Below are 15559 nucleotides of genomic sequence, written 5' to 3' on the forward strand. Positions count from 1 at the left end.
GCATGTGATCGGCCGGATGAAGAACTACAAGATCCTCCGCGACTGCCGGCAGCGCGGCGACGGCCTCCACCATGCGGTCCAGGCCGTCGCTCACATGCACAACCTCGCCCTCGCATCATGACCACAGGACTGCGATCACAGGCCCTGACCTGCCCGAACACGACCTTGCGCAACACCCTTTAGGCATTTCCCCGACGGCCCGAATTCCGCCCAGTCCGGGCCGCCAAGGGCACAGCCCACAGCGCTTCCAGACGCCCCATCGGAGAGGAAGGAGGGAGCTGACAACTCTTGAGCGAGCACCCCCACGACCGCTGTCTGGCGGTCCTGGGCGAAGCGAAGTGGGAACCAGCCGCCACGACCTGATCCAGAGCAGAACTACACGGGCCCTCACGTTGCGCCCGGTAGCGTCCAGGACGCCGCCCTGCGCCTGCTCCACAACACGCTTCAGGCCGGCGACGTCGTCCTGGTCAAGGCAAGCCGAGGGGTTCGGCTGCAGGAGCTCGCCGAGGCGCTGCTGCAACCGAACCCCGACCCTGCAGACGCCTAGGCGCTCGGGGCGACCAGCTCGGCCACCAGCACCGGCCCCGACTCGACCAGATTGCCATTGCCCATCAGGACGACCACGTCACCCGACCACGTCACCCGACTCCGCCACCCGGGCCGCTTGCGCCACGGCCGCGTCCTGGTCCCGCAGCACGTGCTCGGCGCTTCCGCCCGCGCGGTTCACGTGGGTCGCCAGCAGCGCGAGCGAAGCCGACGTCACACCGCGCATGCCGCCGGTGAGCACGACCTGGTCGCAGTCGGCCAGCGCTTTGCCGAACTCCACGTGGAACGCGTCGAGGCGGCGCTGGTCGGAGGGCTGGAACACCGCGATCACCCGGCCGTCCGCGTCGACGAGGGAACGCGCGGCCGCGAGGTCCGCGCTCACCTCGTCGGGGTGGTGAGCGTACGAGTCGAACACCAGCACCCCTGTCGCCTCCCCGGCCGGGGGCACCCGCCGGGCGACCCCGTCGAGGGCCTGACGCATGTCGTTGTCGGCGAACCGCCGGACCCCGGCCCTGCCGCAGTGGCGTTCCTCGGCGCGATCGACGCGGGCGAACTGCAACGGCACGTGCTGAACCGGGACGAGCAGATGGACGGCGGCCCCCATGAACTGACACGAGCCATGCTGCAGCTGTTGCAGGAGCGGGCGCGGGGCGCGGGGCGAGTGGAGGGGAGGGGACGTCGATGGCGTCCCCCAGTAACCCGCATCCCAACGCCCACCCCGGGGCGGGTGCCTACACGCACGCGGCCGAGGTGGCGGCCCTGCTGGAAGCTCGGGCCGCGCGGGTGCTGCCGCAGGCCCTGGCACTCGTGCGGCACTATGCGGTGCTCCTGGAAACGCAGGTCAAGGCGAATGCGAGCGGGCGGCCTGGCCCGAACGCGATCACAGGTGACTACCGCCGCTCGTGGACGCACGAGGTGCATATGGCCGGTGACGTGGTGACCGGCACGGTCGGCGCGAACAAGCTGCGGGCGCGGCGCTTGGAGTATGGCTTCGTCGGTGTGGACAGTCCGGGCCGCGTCTACGACCAGCCGCCCTACGCCCACGTCGGCCCCGCCGTCGCAACGATCGAGCCCCTGTTCCTGCAGGCGTTGGGCCAGATCGCCGACAGGGAGCTGACGTGAGGAGCACCTTCGCCCCGCCCCGCCATGACGATGTCCGCTGCCGCGCAACTCAGTCGTCGTGTCATCGAATGCAGTCGAAGGCTTCCTGGACATGAGCGTGCCAGGATGCCGAGGACACGACCGCACGCACGCCGAGGGGCAGGAGCAAGCCATGATCAGCGGTGCACATGTCATCCTCTACAGTCAGGACGCCGAGGCGGACCGCGCGTTCCTCCGTGACGTCCTCGACTTTCCCGGCGTCGACGCGGGCGGCGGCTGGCTCATCTTCAAGTTGCCCCCGGCCGAGGTGGCTGTGCACCCGACCGACGGCCCGCCCCAGCACGAGTTCTTCCTGATGTGCGACGACCTTGATGCCCAGCTCGGCGAGTTCCGCGCGCAGGGCGTCGAGATCACCCGCCCGGTCAGCGAACAGCGCTGGGGCAGACTGACTGCGATCCGGCTCCCCAGCGGAGCCGAACTGCCGCTGTACGAACCGCTGCACCCCATCGCCCACAGCCTGTGACCCCAGCACTTGGCTCAGTGTGACGAATCCGTTGTGTCGTCGAACAGTCGCCACAGGTCAAGGCACCGCAACCGACCAATGCCCTGAGGCACGCGCGTGTCCGCGGCCTCCTGGACCGCTTCACCGAGCAGGTCACTACTCTCGCCCTCCGTAACTCCGAGGCCCGCGACTGGCGCGCCCGTTGCCGAACGGTGGTCGCATGACTGTCACTGGCTCCCTGACACTCTCCGGACCAGCGACGTGGACAGCTACCGGCAGCTCATTCTCGACATACACCTGGAAGTCCGAACCGAGTTCGGGCTGATGCGAGGACGTCGGTCGGGCAAGACGTTTCCGAACATTCATCGCTGTGGCGACAAGCGATAGGGCGGCGAGCAGCCCGAGGGTGAGCAGCCAGGTGACCCGCTCACCCCACGAGAGTGATCGACCGAGCCAGGTGCCGGCGGAGCCGGCAGGACCCAGCCATGTCGGCTCCACCAGCCCGACGACCAGTGCAGCGATCAGAACCGGTACGCCGAGAAGAAGCCCGTTGACGAAAAGGACCTCAGGACCTTCCTCGTACGCCCCGTCGGGCCCTTCCGGAACAGCTGCTGTGGTCATCCCGAGGAACAGGGCCCAGAAGACGCTCACGGTGACCAGTGCCAGGTCGGAAAGCCCGAACACCGTCGTTGCCCAGGGCGCCGAGTCGCCGGTGCGCACCGCTGTGAACGCGGAGGCACCAAGAGCCGGAATCACTGCACTGGGACGGACAGCAGAATCATGAGGCTGACAGCCGCCATTGCTTTACTGCGCCGAGTCGCGAACCGCGTCGCGGGTGGTCTTTGTTCCGTCTTCTCCGCTCCTTACTGCGGCAGTGCCGGAAGGGCGGAGCGGGCGTGACGATCGAACCAGTGACCGAACTCGGGAGCGGGGGCGCTCCGGCTGCTGCGCGCTCGGGTGGTGCCCCTTTCTGCCCCTCCGGCGACTTACAGAGCGATCCTGATGTCTTGGTCGTCCTCGACGCCGGCTACGACGCACCTCGAATCGCCCACCTCTTGGTCGATCTTCCGGTCGAGGTGCTGGGTACGGCTCCGCTCGGACCGGGTGATGCGTAAGCCCGTCACGGTGCCGTGGATCTGCCCGCCGCACGGTGGCCACCCGCCCAAGCACGGCGGCGAGTTCGTCTGCGGCCGACCCGAGACTTGGGGCGAGGTCACCGCGGCGACCGTCACCGACACCGACCGATACGGGACCGCGACCGCGCAGGTATGGGATCGACTGCACCCCCGGCTCACCCGGCGGGCGGCGTGGCTCGACCATGAGGGACCGTTGCTCGTCATCGAGGGCACCGTGATCGCCCACTCGCTCAGGATCTACGTCGGCCATGGGAGCGGCCGGCGGAAACGAACAGACTCACCCCTGCCCGTCTTCGCCCGCGGGTTCAGGAACCTGCGGGCGAAGACGGGCACACCAGCCGGTGCACCGAAACCCACCAGGCGCGGCCCCGGCCGTCCACTGGGCTCGAAGAGCCGACGGCCCGCCACCCCGCTACGACGTCGGACGAGTCCTCGCCACCGGCGAGTCCTACACACGACCCGTACACCACAAGGTCGGCACCAAACCCCGCCGCAGCTCAGAACCAAGTACAGCAGCGTGAATCTCCGGGCCGACAGCCTGGAAGTCGTGCGACGATTCGTCAGCCAACAGAGCCACGAGCGGGAACGAAGGACGATGGAATACATCAATCTGGATGCACAGGTCGGCAACCTGTCAGGCATCCTTTCCCCTGCTCGATACCTGGAGCACCTGCCGTCGCTGGCTGACGATCTGCCTGCTGGGGCCCGGGGATTCGCCACTGCGCCAGAGCACTACGACTTCTCCAGCAAGCGGTGTGTGAAGGATCTGGAGGTCCAGCACATCCGCGGCGTCGGAGCTGATGACCAGCAGATGGAGATCCAGTTCCGGCACAACTGCTGGAAGCACGACGAAGACCTGGTCATCCGCTACACAGGTGTCTCCAGCTTCGATGGCGGAAGCATCGAGGACAACGACTGGGCGACCGTCGGGACGGTCATCCTCGACGAGGTCCTGCCCCACCAGAACGGTTGCAGTCACGAGATCGCGTTCTGGAGCGGCTCACTCACCGTCGTCTGCCGTGATCTCGTCGCGACCTGGACCGCGGCTGCCTGCCCCGACAATTCATAGACGTGGCCACCGATCGGGTGACGGCGTGGGCGTCCGCAACGCACAAGGCTCCCGTGCCGTTGAGAGAGGTGTTCGACGTCTCAACTCTTCGGCGCAGGAGCCTTGTTGGTGGCGTATCCTGCCGCACTCGACCTGCCTCACGCCCTTGCCGAGTGGGTCACGATGCTCATCGTCACCCGGGAGGGTGACCGCCGCTGCAAGCTCCCGCCGCACCGGCGTGCGCTGATCGGCCTGGTGTACCTGCGGCGGCACGACACCCTCGCTCAGCTCGCCGTCGGCTTCGGTATCTCAGTGGGCACCGCCCACGCCTACACCGCTGCTGTCATCGCACTGCTCGCAGACCGCGCGCCCGGATCCCTACGAGCCTTGCGTGAGGCCAACCCCGACTACGTCCTGCTGGACGGCACGCTCGCCGAATGCGACCGGGACGGTGACAGTCGGGCCGACTTCTCCCACAAGCACCGCCGACACGGGGTGAACGTGCAAGTGGTGACAGATCCGACCGGTCGACTGCTGTGGATCTCGCCCTCTCTGCCCGGCCGCGCCCACGACCTGACCGCGGCCCGCACCCACCGCATCATCCGGATCTGCGAACGCCAAGGCGTTTCCGTCCTTGCCGACCGTGCCTACATGGGAGCCGGTCTCTGGGTGACGACGCCGTGTACGCCTCGCCTTTTCCGACAGTCCGGGCACCGGCCCGGGCGAACGGTGGACACGACCTCGACCACAAGGACGTCGGCGAAGTAGCTGACGCGCTCCGCTCGCACACCGATCCCGGGAAACAGCACAGCCTCTACCATCGTGCTCGCCACGGCAGGAAACACACTGCTGAAAAGATCCCTCGTTCCCCTCGCTGACCTGGGGATTCACGGAACTGCGGCCAGAGCCTTGAAAACGGCCGGGGTCGCTCCTTGCCTCGCTCGGTTGGTCTTTGAAGTGAGTGGGGAGGGTGGGGAGCGAAGAGCAGGTCTTGATCGCCTGTGGGTAGGTTCGGGCCATGACTGGTGAGTGGCGGATGGACCGGATCGGGACTGCTCTGCGGGGCGAGAATCCGAACGTGCTGCGGCGGCTTGAGTCGGGCTTCGCGGTGATCGGCGATGTTCAGTTCCTGCCCGGGTACTCGGTTCTCCTCGTGGACGAGCCGGGTGTTCAACGGCTGTCCGACCTGTCGAGGGCCAAGCGGCTTTCGTTTCTGTCCGACATGGACCAACTCGGGGAAGCGGTTGAGCGGGCCTGTCGGCTGCTGGACCCTGATTTCCGCCGGGTCAACCTGGAGATCCTCGGCAACACGGACCCGTTCTTGCATGCCCATGTCTGGCCGCGGTTCGAGTGGGAGCCGACTGAGTTGGTAGGCAGGCCGGTGTGGCTGTATCCGCGTGAGCGGTGGACTGAGGAGCGGTTCAGGCTCGGTCCGCAGCATGATGTGCTGCGGGATGTGATCGGCAGTGAACTGGACGAGTTGCGTTTGAGAACCCATCTTTGAACCGGCCCTCCGGGCCCTCCGAAGCAGTGCCGCTCCGCCGACCTGATCGGCTGCAGCGTCATGGGTTTTCTCGATACTCCACAGCGCGGCCGATGAGTTTGCGGTGCCCGGCCGGTCCAAGCTGGTGACACCTAGGAAAGGACCGGCCATGTCGGAGCTTCTCGTCGACTTCATCACCTCCCTCGACGGCCACGCATCGGGAGAGGGATGGCCCGGGTTCTGGGGCCTCGAGGGCCCGGAGTACCTCGCATGGCTCGGCGAGCAGCCCGAGGCCACCTACCTGATGGGAGCGAACACCTACCGCCTGATGTCGGGCTTCGCCGCAGGCGAGGTCCCGAATGGCCAAGACGAGTTCAGGCCCGAAGAAGAGGCGTCCGTCGACGAGCTCACGCAAGCGTCCAAGGTGGTGTTCTCCTCCTCACTCGAGGAGCCACTGACGTGGGCCAATTCCACGCTCGTCCGCGACGACGCCGTCGAGGCGGTCCGCGCCATGAAGTCGAATGGATCGGGGCTCCTCAGCACGATCGGCAGCCTCAGTCTGTGCCGGTCCCTGCTACGAGCCGGACTCGTCGACCGCTTCCGGGTCGTGATGTTCCCGGTGATCACCGGGGCCACGGGCGAAGAACGCATCTACGACGGCTATCCGGACGTTGCCCTCGAGATGATCGGGCACCACACCTTCGACGGCCGCATCCAGCTGGTTGAGTACAAGCCCCGCGTGCTCGAGCACCCGCCGCTCGGCGTCCCTGCGTGACGTCGCCCCGTCCGCCGGTCTGGACGGCCGCCAGGCCGGCGCCGGCGGGCGCGGAGCAGGACCTGATAGGGAGCGAACGGCCAACGTCAGGACGCCGGGTCCAGGTCGTGGCGCGGTTGGGGGAGACCGTCACCGCACCGACTGAACCGCCCGAGGAGCGAGCACTGGCACCACTGGCGGATGCTTCGAAGGTAAGGGCCGTGCTTCCGTCACCCGAGGACCTGCCGAGTCTCTGGGCTTTGAGAGAGGGCGACTGGGATTACTCAAAGGAAGATGCCAAAGGAAACGAATTTCGACGAATCTGGTTCAGCTCGCGTGATTTCGAGAACGCGCGTCGTGAAAGCCTGGTCAGCTTCACGGTTTATGCCTATCTCGACGCGAATTCAGCAAGGCGGGCCTCATGGCCGAGCCAGGCAGAACTCAAGAGTCACGGCTGGGAGCCGATAGAGGTTCCCCTGACAGGAGACGGGTCGCTCGAGGTCAAGTTGAAATCACCGTCAGGAGCCCTTAAGGCTTGTCCTGTAAGCGATCTTGCATTCCGGCATGATCTTGGTCGTGGCTGGTTTGATCACGGCGTCGGAGCCGTCCTGGATAGCCCCGTTCACCGGGCTGAGCCCGCGTACCTTCAGCAAGTTGGTGGCTGAGCTACGCAGGGAGGGCGCCGACGCGTCAAGCCGAGGCCGGCCATGGAAGCTGCCGCTCGTAGATCGGGTGCTGCTCGTCGCTACGTACTGGCACACGAACCTGACACTCCGGCAGTTGGCCCCGCTGTTCGGGGTGTCGAAGTCTGCCGCCGATCGAGTCATCGACCACCTCGGGCCACAGCTCGCGCTGCGGCCACGCAGGCGGTTCGTGAAAGGCACCGTGCTCATTGTCGACGGCACCTTGGTACCCACTCGGGACCACAGCGTCGCCGAGCAGTCGAAGAACTACCGCTACTCCACCAATCATCAGGTCGTCATCGATGCTGACACCTGTCAGGTGGTCGTGGTCGGCCGCCCGCTGCCGGGCAACCGCCATGACGCTCGGGCCTGGGCCGAATCCGGAGCTACCAGGTTGGAAGGCCGCCCACAAGAAGTCCCACAAACAGGTCCGCGCTCGTGTCGCGCACGTCTTTGCCCGGATGAAGACCTGGAAGATCCCTCGTGACTGCCGACTCAAGGGCGACGGAGTTCACCATGCCGTGTGTGGCATCGCCCGCCTGCACAACCTCAACCTTGCCAGGTAGAGCCGCTCAAGCTCACGCAGATCCCGCGCCCGCCTTCATCGAGAGACGTGGAGTGTGTCGCGGCCACGGCTGCCCCACCTGTTCCACCACGGCCGTTCGGAACGCTTCCAGCAGGGCGGACCCGGGATAAATCCCGAACTCTCCATACTTCCAACGGTAGTAGCAAGACCAGTAGCTCACGACACGCCGCTCAGTGCGAGCGAAGAAGGCCGGATTCCGGGCGATGAACTCCCCGTAGATTCGGCGCTGGGCAGAATCCGGGGTGGACAGCCCGGGAAGCCCTCGACTGATGACTTCAAGAATCTCCAGCACGTACTCGCCGGCCAACTGCATCACGCACGGGCCCCCACGGCTCGTCGCACGCCACGATCTGCTCAAGATGGCGTTGACGGACCAGCCCATCGTGGTGCCGGGTGCAGAGGCAGTGCAAGATCACCTGCCGGGTCGGTGTCAAAGGCCGTTGCAGGTCGGCGCGCGGATCCTCGTTGTAGATGCGCGAGGGAATGGCGACCGTCTGGCCCTGTACCTCGACCTCAAACGGCAGCATCGGCACGAACCTGGCATCCGGCACCACGGCCGAAGCCTCAGACTGCCAGAACCTGTGAATGGGCGGATCCGATGGTGATTACTGACAGGGTTTGACGACAGACAAGGTCCGACCCTCCGCACGGAAGGGGCCCCTCGGTGGCGAACCTGGTCTACAAGCACATCCTCGACGTCCTCCACCGGGACCAGGTCGCGCTGCGCATCCATGACGGCGCGTTCTCCGCGACGGACCTCACCGCCCGCCACTCGCGCACCGGCGAGCTGCTGTCCACCGTGAAGTGCATGGTGCAGATCCTCGCCGCCGCCGGCGAACTCCAGCGCGAACTCCAGCGCGAGCTGACCTACGACGGACTGCGCGCCGCCGAGGCCAAGGGCAGCCGCCGCCCCGCCGTCCCGGCCGACAAGGCCGCCGACGTGCGCGCGCGTACCTGGAGGGCCGCTCCATCGCCGCCCTCGCCCGTGACCACGAGGTCAGCCGCGGCGCCGTCCGCACAGCCGTCGCCGACCTCCTGCCCGACCGCACCGCCACCACGGAGGACGCCCCCGCCTCGGAGCTGCCGGTCACCCTCGACATGCCCGGCAAGGTCGCCGACTTCCTCCGCACCACCGAACTGGAGCCCGCTGAGCGGGCCCCGCGCTCGACCAGGGGTTGACCGTACGGCGCGGCCAGGGCTACACCCTGCGCGTCACCGCCGCCCCGCCGTCCACCGCCAGCTCCTCGCCCGCTGCCAGCCGCTCGACGGCGGCCAGGGCGCCCCGGCGATCCCGGCCCAGCGCAAGGCCCGCCGCGAGTACGAGAACTGCGTCAACACCCTCGGTGAGTAATACCCGGCCAACCTGTGGCCTGACCTTCACCCGTGGCTACTTTGCGGCTGGTGTCTGAGCCAGGACACCGAGGCCGTCAGGGCAGGAGAGGCATCGTTCGGCAACGCCCCGGGATGGCAATAGATGCTTCTGGCCCCTACGCCGCCAGGGCGTCGTAGGGGCCAGAGTTGGTAGCGGGGGCAGGATTTGAACCATGCGACCTCTGGGTTATGAGCCCAGCGAGCTACCGAGCTGCTCCACCCCGCGTCGGTAAGGCCACTGTACGTCAACGGTCAGCCGTGTGCTTGCAATTGTTCCGGTGGCTGCCAGGGGCTGTGACGTGGGGCTCAGAAGCCGTTGCCATTCCGATCATGGAGTTGTCGATCGAACGGGAGTCTCGATCGGGTGATCGCGGACCCTGTCCGGCATGAGAACAGGGCCTGGCGGTATGCGGGGGAGAATCCAGGGGAGCGGACGGCCGCGCGCTGCTACGGTCGGGTGCCATGAGCTGGCTTCCCGATGACTTCGTCCACCCCGTCCTGGTACCGCTGCCGGGCGGTGGTCATCACCTGCGGCCGATCCGGGAGGCGGACACCCCGCTCGACTATCCGGCTGTGATGGGTTCGCGCGAGAGGCTGTGGACCATCTTCGGCCCGGCCTGGGGCTGGCCCGCGGCCACCATGACCTACGAGGCCGATCAGGCGGACCTGTTGCGGCACGAGAAGGAGATCGCCGCGCACCAGTCCTTCAACTACGCGCTGTTCGACGCGGCGGAGACGGCTCTGCTCGGCTGTGTCTACATCGACCCACCGGAGAGGGCCGGCGCGGACGGCGAGATCTCCTGGTGGGTGGTGGACGAGCTGGTGGGCAGCAAGGTCGAGCAGGCCCTCGACGCGCTGGTGCCGCAGTGGATCGGCGCCGACTGGCCGTTCGAGCAGCCGCGCTTCCTCGGCCGTGAGATCTCCTGGTCGGAGTGGCTCGCCCTGCCGGAGCATCCGGACACGTAAGTGGTTGTTGCCCGTACCGATCTCGAAGGCTGCCGATCGAACGGGAGTCTCGATCGGGTGACCGCGGCGGTTTCCGCGCGTGAAAGCAGGGCTTCCTGGTAGCTCGGGGGTGCGATCCCGTTCCGAGTGGTTCCCGGAGTCCCTGTCGTCTTTGTTGTATGTGCCCGAGCCCGTTGACTTCGACTCACCCGTCGTGTCGTGCGATTGCCTCGCGCATGTGTACGGCAACGCGGCCGACCATCCGGACCGGGTGCGCCGGTATCCGTCGGACATGACGGACGCGGAGTGGGCGGCCGTCCGGCCGTTGTTGCCGGTGCCGGTCTGGTTCCAGGGGCGGGGTGGACGGCCCGAGGGCTACTGTCATCGGCAGTTGTCGGACGCGATCCGCCCTCTGGTCGCGGGCGGGATCCCGTGGCGGGCGATGCCCGCGGACTTCCCCGATTAGGGCCGGGTCTACGCCTTCTTCCGCCGGTGGCGCGAGCACGGGCTGATCGCCGAGTTCCACGACCGGCTGCGCGGGAAGGTCCGTGAGCGCGAGGGCCGCGAGGCCGAGCCCACGGCGGGGATCATCGACGCGCAGTCGGTGCGGGCCCCGCCGCGACGGTGCCGGCCGCCTCACGCGGCTACGACGGCGGGAAGAAGGTGCCGGGCCGCAAGCGGCACATCGTGACCGACACCCTCGGCCTGCTCCTGCTCGTCGCGGTCACGGCTGCGAACATCGGCGACCGGGACGCCGCGGCGGGCCTGCTGATGCGGCTGCGCCGCCTGCACCGCGGCATCACCCTCGTGTGGGCCGACGGCGGCTGCACCGGCGGCCTTGGCGGCTGGTGCCGTGACAAGCTCGCTCTGACCTTGGAGACCGTCAAGCGCACCGACGACATGGCAGGGTTCGTGGTGCTGCCGAGGCGGTGGGTGGCAGAGCGCACGTTCGCGTGGTCGATGAACTCCCGCCGTCCGGCCCGGGACTACGGGACCCTGCCCGCCACAAGCGAGGCGATGGTCCGGTGGTCGATGGTCACGCGGATGAGCCGGCGTCGGGGACGGCCACGGTCCGCCGGCCGGCACTGAACGCCCCCGACGCCTACAGGAGGAGCCACCCGCGCTTCCGCCAGGCGCCGGGCTTTCGACCGCAGCCCCTCGACCTTCGCCGACGTCGTGCCAAGGCCCAGCTCCGCCACGATCTCCTTGGCCCGAAGCGGTCCATGACCCGTGGATCGCTGCTGTTCCAGCACGCCCAGAATGCGCTGACAGTCCGGCGGCAGAACCGTCACCGGCAGTCCTTCCCGCCAGGGCGGCACCGTCGAGCCCGGCACCGGCGGGAGCGACAGCACCGCTTTCTCCTCGGTCTCGGTCCCGGCGATGGTCTCGGCAGCCGAGGCTGCCAGGTCCTCGACCAGCTCTTCCCGCGCGATCACCCGCCGGTCCCGCTGGATCTCGGCGGCCGCCAACACCTCAGCCAACCGGGCGACTTCCTCCCGTAGTCCTTCCACCCGCACACGGGCCGCTGCCTCTCTCATTCCGAGCTACACCATGCCTGACCAGCAGAAACCAACGGATCATATTCGGTTGAGGTACGGCTTCTGAGACCGGATCAGCTCCACCGCTGGTCCTCGCTGAGGGTGCAGGTCCACAGGATCGGCTTGACGCCGCTGGCGGTTTGGGAGTGGGGAACGGCGAGGCACCAGTCGCCGTACGGGTGGCGCAGGCGGCCAATGCTGTCCCAGATCCAAAGGAATTCGGCGTCGGTGTCACCGTTTTCGCAGTAGTACTGGTAGGTCGTGATGCCGTCGTCGTTGGCGGCGGCAAGGCATTTGCCGGTTTCCTGGTTGACGAGCCAGATCTTGCCGTCCCCCTTGTTGCGCAGCTCCCAGCGCTGATCTTTGTTGTCGTTGCACGTCCACTGGACGGCCGCGACGCCGTTGCTGTCGTCGCCGTCGGGAATGGCCAGGCACTTCCCGGTCTTGTCGTTGCGCAACTCCACGTACGTGGGAGCAGCCTGGGCCGGTGTCGGCGACAGGAAGATGAGGGAAACGAGCGCAAGTGCCACGGCGGCGGCTCTTCGCGCCACCTTCAGGACAAGGGTCATGGGGGTCTCCTGGGCCAGGGAGTCGAGATGCAGCGCGCGGAAAAATCTTGACCAGTATGGGGAACAGGCCCTGGGAAGTCGTGCGCAATGAGTGCACAGGTGTTGTTGGCTCTGCGTCTCCTCAGGCCCGTGTAGGCCGCACGGGCGGCCGACGTGAAGGCATCGGGCTGGGCCCCGACCAGATCGGTGGCCGGGGACGGCAGCGGGCTGTTCCGGTCGGTCAGCCGTCCCCTCTCCCGGCCAGTCCCGCCGCTGCCTTGGGCACGGCCAGTTCGATAGGGGCCGGGTCGGTCGGCGTGCCGGAGCCGTCCGGCGGGACCGGCCGGCGGAGTGCGCCGGTCGAGGGCGTCAGTCGACACCTGATCGCCGACCGCCTCGACATCTCTGGCGCCCGTTGGGGACTCGACGGTGCCGAAGCCGTCCTCCCACTCCGCGCACTGATCATGAACGGCGACTTCGAGGACTACTGGACCTTTCACGCGGCACGCGAACATCAACGCCTCTAACCCAGCCCTGACCAGCAGAATTACCGCCTCAATCCTTGATCCCGGCCATCACTTCAGAAGATCCGCACCCAGTTCTGAAGGGTCTTCGGGACGAACTCGAGGGTGCAGGCGGGAAGTTGCCTTGGATGTGCACGGTGGTTCAGGGGGTGCGCGAATTGTGTTCGGCGGCCGAGACGGCGACGGCGGTCGTGTAGCGGAGGCCTGTCCGGGCACCGATCGAGAAGACATGTGCGACGTGGAGAGGACCCGTGCCGCTGGTGAGAGCCTCCTCCAGGTTGCGATCCTGCCGCAGCCGGCCGAGGCCCACGGGCAGAGGTCTGACCAGCTTGTCCAGCCAGAGCGTGCCGACTGCCGTCGTGGTGGTGGCCGTGTTCAGGCTGGCCGGCAGATGCGGGTTGGTGCTGTTCGGCCAGCGGCCGCGCCGGTAGCCGAGGTAGTCGGTGATCGCCTCGGCGGTGTACTCGTCCAGGGGACGGTTGAGGTCTTCGGGTCCAGACGGCACCCGGCCAAGTCCACCTGGTCCAGCAGCAGCGTGCGGATCTGGTGAGCCGCGCGCGCATGGATCGCGGACAGGGCGACGACCACCCGCAGGGCCGGATTCTGCAGTGCAGCCTGAGCGATCGCCTCCACCTCCTCCGTGGTGAGCGAGGCGTGAATCGTGGCGCTGAGCCCGCCGCCCTTGATGCCGCGCATCGGGTTGTTGAAGATCCGCCGCTAGGCCTTGAGCGTCCCGAATTGCGACCGCGGGGCACTGGCCTCATAGGCTCGGTGAGGCCGGTTGGCCAGCCAAGTGGCGAGGTCATCACGAGTGACCTGCCGCAGGGTTGTGTACTTTCTGCCGCACTCGGTGAGGTACGGCAAAACGAGTCTGAGCAGGGTAGCGACCGTGGAACGCGCCCGTGGTCTGCGGCGGGAAGTCCCGTGCCGCAAGTGCCCGGTCCACGTGTCCAGCTCCGCCCGGATACCCGGGGCCAGGAAGGCGAAGCGCTTCTGGCACCACCGATGGAGCGAGTCGGCCCGGTCGTCGCGGAAGATCTCCAGGGTCCTCGAACACCTCCAGGACGTGATTGGCGGGCACCGTGGTACGGGTGAGCTGGGCGATGGTCGAGGCCCTGATCCGCTCACCCGGTCGGTCGACCGCGCAGAGGATACGGATGCCGCGTCCCCCCGAGCCGACGGTGGGCGACGGCCAGCCCCGTAGTTCCGCGATCCGGGCGGCCCAGGCCGATCAAGAATGCCGCCAATTCCGAGTCCAGCAACGGAAGTTTGCTGCTGACACCGTGCAGGGTCCGGGACATGTCGAACAGCGTCAGCTCCGTCCAGCGGGGCGGGACGGAGTGCAATATCCCCTTGGTCGGCTCCGGTGGGGCCGACCAAGGCAGAGGTCAGCCGCGGGGCCGCAAGGTGCCGATGATGAACAACTGGTGCACCGCGCGGGCGGCGACCGTCAGGTCGCCGCGCGTCTTGTTGCCCAGGTCGGCGATCAGACCTTCCTGGCGGCGGCAGAGTCGGCAGACGCCGTCGATCGCCGCGACGTCGCGGTGGTAGATGTAGCAGTGTCGGCTCGTCGCCTTTGCGACGAAGCCTCAGGGCCGGGTACTTCGCAGCCCACCCGTTCAGCAGCCGCTGGTAGGCATCCGGCCGCGGCGACTTCGAACCGCACCTCTTCGAAGGGGTGCCCGGGGCCGCGGTGAGGTGCTCGCCGACCTGCCGGGGCACCTCCGGGCGCAGCCGGTCTGCCTGCCGGAGCGGCCGAGGACGAGTTGAGGGGCGGGTCAGGTGCCGGTGACGGCGCCGGTGATCGCTGGTCCAGGCTCCGGCCCGCTCTGTCTGCGGGCCGCCCGCCGCCTGCTCCGTTCCGCCTGCTCAGGTGGTGGTGATGGTGGGGCGACGGCGGCCTCCCTGGTGAGGCGCCTTCGTAGTCGGTCGTAGGCTCCCGTGAGCCCGAGCCCGAGCCCGAGCCCGGGTCCCTCGGAGTGCTGCGTGTGTTCCTGGCGATCGAGATTGACGGTCCGTCGGTCAGCCGGCGATGCGTCACCGTCATGTACAGCACGCGCCCGCCGGTAGCGGTGCCGACCAGGGCCCGGTGCCGCTCCGGCCGGGGGTCGAAGCCGGATGAGCGCGACACCGGGGCGTGCAGGTGTGCGCGGAAGGCGGGGGTGTCCGACTCCTGCCGGGTTCGTGCGTGGGCGGACACGAACGCGTCCACCGTGCGTCTCCGGTGCCGGGCACCGGCTTGCGGGCTGTTCGCGGCGATGCCCAAGTGTCGGCTTGTCATCCTGATCGCAATGCTGGCCCCCCGTGCCGCCGCAGGACCCTGCCGCTGCGGCCCTGGCCTACGCCGGGCTGCACCTGCTCACGTCCACGCCCAGTTTCACCCGCTGGACCCAAGAGCACGGCGAAGAGATGAGGGACGGTCCGGCCTTCTGCGCGGAGATCGGGGAAGCCGCCGCCCTGGCGGCCGGCGCCTTGGCCCGGGGGTTCGCCGACAGACCGGCGGGACGCCGCTGCGTGCACTCGCCCGTCACCACGTTTTGAACGGCAGTGAACAACCAGGCCGCATACGTGTGGGGGACCTCGCCGTTCGGCCGGAGCGTCCTCGTCCGCCTCCGCCTCCGCTTCCGGGTCCGCCTCCGCTTCTGCGGTCCGGGCCGGTATGGCGCCCGTCGCTCGAGTCGGCCCGCCGCTCGAACCGGCCGGCACCTCTCGGGGCCTCGGCGCGCGCGGCCGTGTCCGCGCTGACCGCAGAAGCGGAGGCGGACCCGGAAGCGGAGGCGGAGGCGGACGAGGA

15 protein-coding genes, 1 tRNA gene and 5 pseudogenes are annotated in these 15559 nt (G+C 67.9%); 15 read left to right on the forward strand and 6 right to left on the reverse strand.

Going from position 1 to position 15559, the window contains the following annotated elements:
• A pseudogene (locus ACWD4O_RS48085) lies at positions 1-121 on the forward strand (IS5/IS1182 family transposase); the annotation flags it as partial.
• A gap of 504 nt (positions 122-625) precedes the next feature.
• Here the strand turns inward: ACWD4O_RS48085 and ACWD4O_RS48090 are convergent.
• Positions 626-1150, reverse strand: coding sequence for a glutamate ligase domain-containing protein (locus ACWD4O_RS48090; protein ID WP_451289473.1), 525 nt, complete (start codon positions 1148-1150; stop codon positions 626-628).
• A gap of 77 nt (positions 1151-1227) precedes the next feature.
• Between ACWD4O_RS48090 and ACWD4O_RS48095 the strand changes: the two genes are divergently transcribed.
• Both ACWD4O_RS48095 and ACWD4O_RS48100 read left to right on the forward strand, forming a co-directional pair.
• Positions 1228-1668, forward strand: coding sequence for a hypothetical protein (locus ACWD4O_RS48095; RefSeq protein ID WP_451289474.1), 441 nt, complete (start codon positions 1228-1230; stop codon positions 1666-1668).
• A gap of 151 nt (positions 1669-1819) precedes the next feature.
• Complete coding sequence (locus ACWD4O_RS48100; RefSeq protein ID WP_406374672.1) at positions 1820-2170, forward strand: VOC family protein; 351 nt, start codon at positions 1820-1822, stop codon at positions 2168-2170.
• A 135-nt stretch (positions 2171-2305) separates the two neighbouring features.
• On the opposite strand, the gene ACWD4O_RS48105 is transcribed toward ACWD4O_RS48100, so the two are convergent.
• Positions 2306-2869, reverse strand: a complete 564-nt coding sequence (locus tag ACWD4O_RS48105) for a hypothetical protein (RefSeq protein WP_451289475.1) — start codon at positions 2867-2869, stop codon at positions 2306-2308.
• Positions 2870-3144: 275 nt separating this feature from the next.
• Between ACWD4O_RS48105 and ACWD4O_RS48110 the strand changes: the two are divergent.
• From ACWD4O_RS48110 to ACWD4O_RS48135, 6 genes and pseudogenes are all read left to right on the forward strand, one after another.
• Positions 3145-3806 (forward strand): annotated as a pseudogene (locus ACWD4O_RS48110) (transposase); the annotation flags it as partial.
• A gap of 26 nt (positions 3807-3832) precedes the next feature.
• On the forward strand, positions 3833-4354 hold the full coding sequence (locus ACWD4O_RS48115; RefSeq protein WP_451289476.1) for a hypothetical protein: 522 nt from the start codon (positions 3833-3835) through the stop codon (positions 4352-4354).
• A 105-nt stretch (positions 4355-4459) separates the two neighbouring features.
• Positions 4460-5011: pseudogene (locus ACWD4O_RS48120) on the forward strand (transposase family protein); the annotation flags it as partial.
• A 340-nt stretch (positions 5012-5351) separates the two neighbouring features.
• Complete coding sequence (locus tag ACWD4O_RS48125; RefSeq protein WP_451289477.1) at positions 5352-5837, forward strand: HIT family protein; 486 nt, start codon at positions 5352-5354, stop codon at positions 5835-5837.
• A gap of 148 nt (positions 5838-5985) precedes the next feature.
• Positions 5986-6591, forward strand: coding sequence for a dihydrofolate reductase family protein (locus ACWD4O_RS48130; RefSeq protein ID WP_451289487.1), 606 nt, complete (start codon positions 5986-5988; stop codon positions 6589-6591).
• Positions 6592-7146: 555 nt separating this feature from the next.
• Positions 7147-7819, forward strand: a pseudogene (locus tag ACWD4O_RS48135) (transposase family protein).
• A 295-nt stretch (positions 7820-8114) separates the two neighbouring features.
• Here the strand turns inward: ACWD4O_RS48135 and ACWD4O_RS48140 are convergent.
• Positions 8115-8393, reverse strand: a complete 279-nt coding sequence (locus ACWD4O_RS48140) for a hypothetical protein (RefSeq protein WP_451289478.1) — start codon at positions 8391-8393, stop codon at positions 8115-8117.
• A 110-nt stretch (positions 8394-8503) separates the two neighbouring features.
• Between ACWD4O_RS48140 and ACWD4O_RS48145 the strand changes: the two genes are divergently transcribed.
• Positions 8504-9190, forward strand: a complete 687-nt coding sequence (locus ACWD4O_RS48145) for a hypothetical protein (RefSeq protein ID WP_451289479.1) — start codon at positions 8504-8506, stop codon at positions 9188-9190.
• Between the two features lie 168 nt (positions 9191-9358).
• On the opposite strand, the gene ACWD4O_RS48150 is transcribed toward ACWD4O_RS48145, so the two are convergent.
• Positions 9359-9436, reverse strand: a tRNA-Met gene (locus tag ACWD4O_RS48150).
• Positions 9437-9672: 236 nt separating this feature from the next.
• On the opposite strand from ACWD4O_RS48150, the gene ACWD4O_RS48155 reads away from it, so the two are divergent.
• From ACWD4O_RS48155 to ACWD4O_RS48165, 3 genes are all read left to right on the forward strand, one after another.
• Positions 9673-10176, forward strand: a complete 504-nt coding sequence (locus ACWD4O_RS48155) for an N-acetyltransferase (RefSeq protein ID WP_451289480.1) — start codon at positions 9673-9675, stop codon at positions 10174-10176.
• A gap of 160 nt (positions 10177-10336) precedes the next feature.
• Positions 10337-10621, forward strand: a complete 285-nt coding sequence (locus ACWD4O_RS48160; RefSeq protein ID WP_451289481.1) for a transposase — start codon at positions 10337-10339, stop codon at positions 10619-10621.
• Between the two features lie 158 nt (positions 10622-10779).
• Positions 10780-11244: a transposase gene (locus tag ACWD4O_RS48165; RefSeq protein WP_451289483.1), complete on the forward strand. Its 465-nt coding sequence runs from the start codon at positions 10780-10782 to the stop codon at positions 11242-11244.
• A gap of 523 nt (positions 11245-11767) precedes the next feature.
• On the opposite strand, the gene ACWD4O_RS48170 is transcribed toward ACWD4O_RS48165, so the two are convergent.
• Positions 11768-12262 (reverse strand): RICIN domain-containing protein, encoded by a 495-nt coding sequence (locus tag ACWD4O_RS48170; RefSeq protein WP_451289484.1) that lies wholly within the window; start codon positions 12260-12262, stop codon positions 11768-11770.
• A 338-nt stretch (positions 12263-12600) separates the two neighbouring features.
• Here ACWD4O_RS48170 and ACWD4O_RS48175 point away from each other — a divergent pair.
• Positions 12601-12768 (forward strand): annotated as a pseudogene (locus ACWD4O_RS48175) (ISKra4 family transposase); the annotation flags it as partial.
• 139 nt (positions 12769-12907) lie between these two features.
• On the opposite strand, the gene ACWD4O_RS48180 reads toward ACWD4O_RS48175, so the two are convergent.
• Positions 12908-13270, reverse strand: coding sequence for a hypothetical protein (locus ACWD4O_RS48180; protein ID WP_451289485.1), 363 nt, complete (start codon positions 13268-13270; stop codon positions 12908-12910).
• Between the two features lie 1799 nt (positions 13271-15069).
• Here ACWD4O_RS48180 and ACWD4O_RS48185 point away from each other — a divergent pair.
• Positions 15070-15306: a hypothetical protein gene (locus tag ACWD4O_RS48185; protein ID WP_451289486.1), complete on the forward strand. Its 237-nt coding sequence runs from the start codon at positions 15070-15072 to the stop codon at positions 15304-15306.
• Positions 15307-15559 lie beyond the last annotated feature (253 nt).

The sequence above is a fragment of the Streptomyces sp. NPDC002623 genome (genome assembly GCF_053592635.1).

What these genes read in the sequence shown, in the direction of transcription:
- ACWD4O_RS48095 (WP_451289474.1), top strand. Translation starts at nt 1,228, where the DNA reads ATGGCGTCCCCCAGTAACCCGCATCCCAACGCCCACCCCGGGGCGGGT.
- ACWD4O_RS48125 (WP_451289477.1), top strand. Translation starts at nt 5,352, where the DNA reads ATGACTGGTGAGTGGCGGATGGACCGGATCGGGACTGCTCTGCGGGGC.
- ACWD4O_RS48090 (WP_451289473.1), bottom strand. Translation starts at nt 1,150, where the DNA reads ATGGGGGCCGCCGTCCATCTGCTCGTCCCGGTTCAGCACGTGCCGTTG.
- ACWD4O_RS48155 (WP_451289480.1), top strand. Translation starts at nt 9,673, where the DNA reads ATGAGCTGGCTTCCCGATGACTTCGTCCACCCCGTCCTGGTACCGCTG.
- ACWD4O_RS48170 (WP_451289484.1), bottom strand. Translation starts at nt 12,262, where the DNA reads ATGACCCTTGTCCTGAAGGTGGCGCGAAGAGCCGCCGCCGTGGCACTT.
- ACWD4O_RS48100 (WP_406374672.1), top strand. Translation starts at nt 1,820, where the DNA reads ATGATCAGCGGTGCACATGTCATCCTCTACAGTCAGGACGCCGAGGCG.
- ACWD4O_RS48130 (WP_451289487.1), top strand. Translation starts at nt 5,986, where the DNA reads ATGTCGGAGCTTCTCGTCGACTTCATCACCTCCCTCGACGGCCACGCA.